The sequence below is a fragment of the Bacillus sp. C30 genome (assembly GCF_040838255.1).
In the GTDB taxonomy this organism is placed as follows: Bacteria; Bacillota; Bacilli; order Bacillales; family Bacillaceae_G; genus Bacillus_A; species Bacillus_A mycoides.
In genome coordinates this window covers 1-2,717 of sequence record NZ_JBFPJH010000400.1, presented here as the reverse complement: position 1 = coordinate 2,717, position 2,717 = coordinate 1, and the positions used below count along the sequence as shown (strand labels likewise).

Here is a 2,717-nt window from a genome sequence, read left to right as displayed (position 1 = left end):
GTATCAAAATGTTTTTTGAAACAAACAAGAAATGTTCAGGTGTTAGAGAATATAAATTTTCAATTAGAGAAGGGAGATTTTGTTACTGTAATTGGTCCGAGTGGGTGTGGAAAAAGCACTCTACTAAAAATTGTTGCAGGATTAGACAATGATTTTGAAGGTGAAGTTGTTATAGATGGAGAGCAAGTATTAAAGCCAAGTAAGAAACAAGGATTTATATTTCAAGAGCATAGACTCTTTCCATGGTTAACAGTTGAAGAAAATATTGCTGCAGATCTGTCGTTAAAAGATAAGTATGTAAAAGATAAGGTTAAGGAATGGGTTGAAATCGTTCGATTAGATGGTTTTGAAAAATCATATCCGAAAGAAATTTCAGGCGGGATGTCACAATGTGTTGCGATTGCAAGAGCGTTGTTAAGGGATCCAAATGTATTATTACTTGATGAACCATTCGGAGCACTTGATGCTTTTACTAGAAGTCATTTGCAAGAAGTACTGTTGAATATTTGGGAGCAGAAGAAAACGACAATGATATTTGTTACTCATGATATAGACGAAGCGATATATCTTTCAAACCGAATTATAATCATGAGTGCAAAGCCTGGAAAAATACATAAAGTTATTGAAAATAATTTGCCTTATCCACGAAATAAAACTTCTCAATCGTTCCAACAACTTCGAACGAAAGTGTTACATCAGTTTGAATATGGGGGACTGATTCAAACAAGTATATAGGAAAAGGATGATTATATATGCATAAAACATTTAAGGTTCTTTCTTTTGCTTTAGCAATATCTTTATTCGTAGTAGGATGTGAAAAAAGTACAACAAGCAGTAAGAAGGAAGATGTAACAATACAAATTGGTATACAGCAAGGGTTAAGCCCGCTATTACTGGCACAGAAAAAGGGATGGTTTGAAGAGGAGTTTAAAAAAGAAGGAGTTCAAGTGAAGTGGACAGAGTTTCAAAGTGGTCCTCCTTACTTTGAAGCTATCGCATCAAATCGATTAGACTTTGGTGAAGTTGGGAATTCTCCAGTCATTTCAGCACAAGCAGCGGGAATTGGATTTACTGAAATCGCCAATACAAGTTATGCGAGAAAAGGAACTGGAATACTTGTACAAAAAGATAGCAAGATTACGAGTGTAAAAGATTTGAAAGGTAAAAAAATTGCAGTAGCAAAAGGAAGTAGTGCATTTAATTTATTGTATCGGGCACTAGATAAAGAAGGTATTGATGCAAAAGATGTAAATGTCATTCAATTACAACCAGATGAGGCGCAGCCTGCATTTGAATCTGGTTCAATAGATGCATGGGCAATTTGGGATCCTTTCATATCGTTACATACGGTAAATAAAGGAGCGAAGGTGATTGCAGATGGTGAAACGTTAAATGTCTCTTCACCAGAATTTTTAATTGCGAGAACAAAATTTGCGAAAGAGCATCCAGAATTAGTTGAGGAATTCCTTAAGGTGTATGAAAAAGCACGTGTATGGCAAGAGTCAAATTTAGATGAAGCAATAAAAATATACACTTCTGCAAAGAAAATAGATGCAGAGATTGTAAAAGAAGTGTTTAATCACGACAAACCAATTTTAGTACCGATAACGAAAGAAATAATAGCAGAACAACAAAAGACAGCAGATTTTCAATATAAGCTCGGTTCTATAAAGAAAGAAATTAATACAGATAAAGTTGTAGATAATTCTTTCGTAGAAAAAGCATTAAAGGCGAAGTGAAAAGAGGTTTTGTAAATTGGAGAATACGAAAGCTGTTATGAAACCAACGAGCATAACGATTGAGAAAAACAAGGTAAAGAAAGTGCGGAAGACGAATTTGAAAGCAGTAATAAGGGCAATTACTATACCTATTATCATACTAATTATTTGGCAGTTAGCTGGCGTACTCGGTCTTGTTTCTAAAACAGTTTTACCAACGCCATTAGATATATTTCTAGCTTTTCAAGAGCTTTTAAAAACAGGGGAATTATTTAGCCATTTAAGTATTAGTGTATTCAGGGCTGCAGCCGGTTTCTTTATCGGTGGGAGCCTAGGAATTATTTTAGGAACAATTGTCGGGTTTTCAACGAGAAGTGAGCAATATTTAGATCCGTCTGTACAAATGTTAAGAACTGTACTTCATTTAGCTGTTGCGCCTCTATTCGTATTATGGTTCGGTTTTGGCGAAACATCGAAAGTGTTATTAATTGCGGACGGTGCATTTTTTCCTTTATACGTAAACGCGTTTTTAGGAATACGCGGTGTAGATTCAAAGCTATTTGATGTTGCGCGAGTGTTAGAGTTTAGTAAACGAAAGTTAATTACGAAATTAATTTTGCCGGCCGCATTGCCGAACCTATTACTTGGAGCAAGATTATCTTTAGGGGTTGCATGGGTGAGTTTAGTAGTAGCAGAACTTATGGGATCAACTGAAGGTATTGGCTATATGATTATGGATGCAAGGCAATTTTCAAATACAGATATCGTATTCGTTGGCATTATTATCTTTGCATTCGTTGGGAAGTTTTCTGACTCACTCGTACGTTTACTAGAAGTGAAATTTTTAAGATGGCGAGATAATTTTAAAGGGGAGACAGGGAATTAATATATAAAGTGAAACTTTAATCAGTGGGGGGCATCCCCCACTGATTATTAGTTGAACTAATCGGGCTTTTATGGGCAGTTGATCCCTCACCTAACGTCTTTGCTTTCGCTGAA

At 35.6% G+C, this 2,717-nt stretch carries 3 protein-coding genes; all 3 read left to right on the top strand.

The annotated features are described in order from the left end of the window. The coding region (locus AB3X49_RS20845) for an ABC transporter ATP-binding protein (RefSeq protein ID WP_483298790.1) at positions 1 to 735 on the top strand (735 nt) is incomplete at its 5' end. 17 nt (positions 736 to 752) lie between these two features. Then, positions 753 to 1,739 carry an aliphatic sulfonate ABC transporter substrate-binding protein gene (locus AB3X49_RS20840; RefSeq protein WP_159146782.1) on the top strand — a complete coding sequence of 329 codons (987 nt, stop codon included), beginning with the start codon at positions 753 to 755 and terminating at the stop codon, positions 1,737 to 1,739. A gap of 16 nt (positions 1,740 to 1,755) precedes the next feature. Then, positions 1,756 to 2,604: an ABC transporter permease gene (locus AB3X49_RS20835; protein ID WP_367964481.1), complete on the top strand. Its 849-nt coding sequence runs from the start codon at positions 1,756 to 1,758 to the stop codon at positions 2,602 to 2,604. Positions 2,605 to 2,717 lie beyond the last annotated feature (113 nt).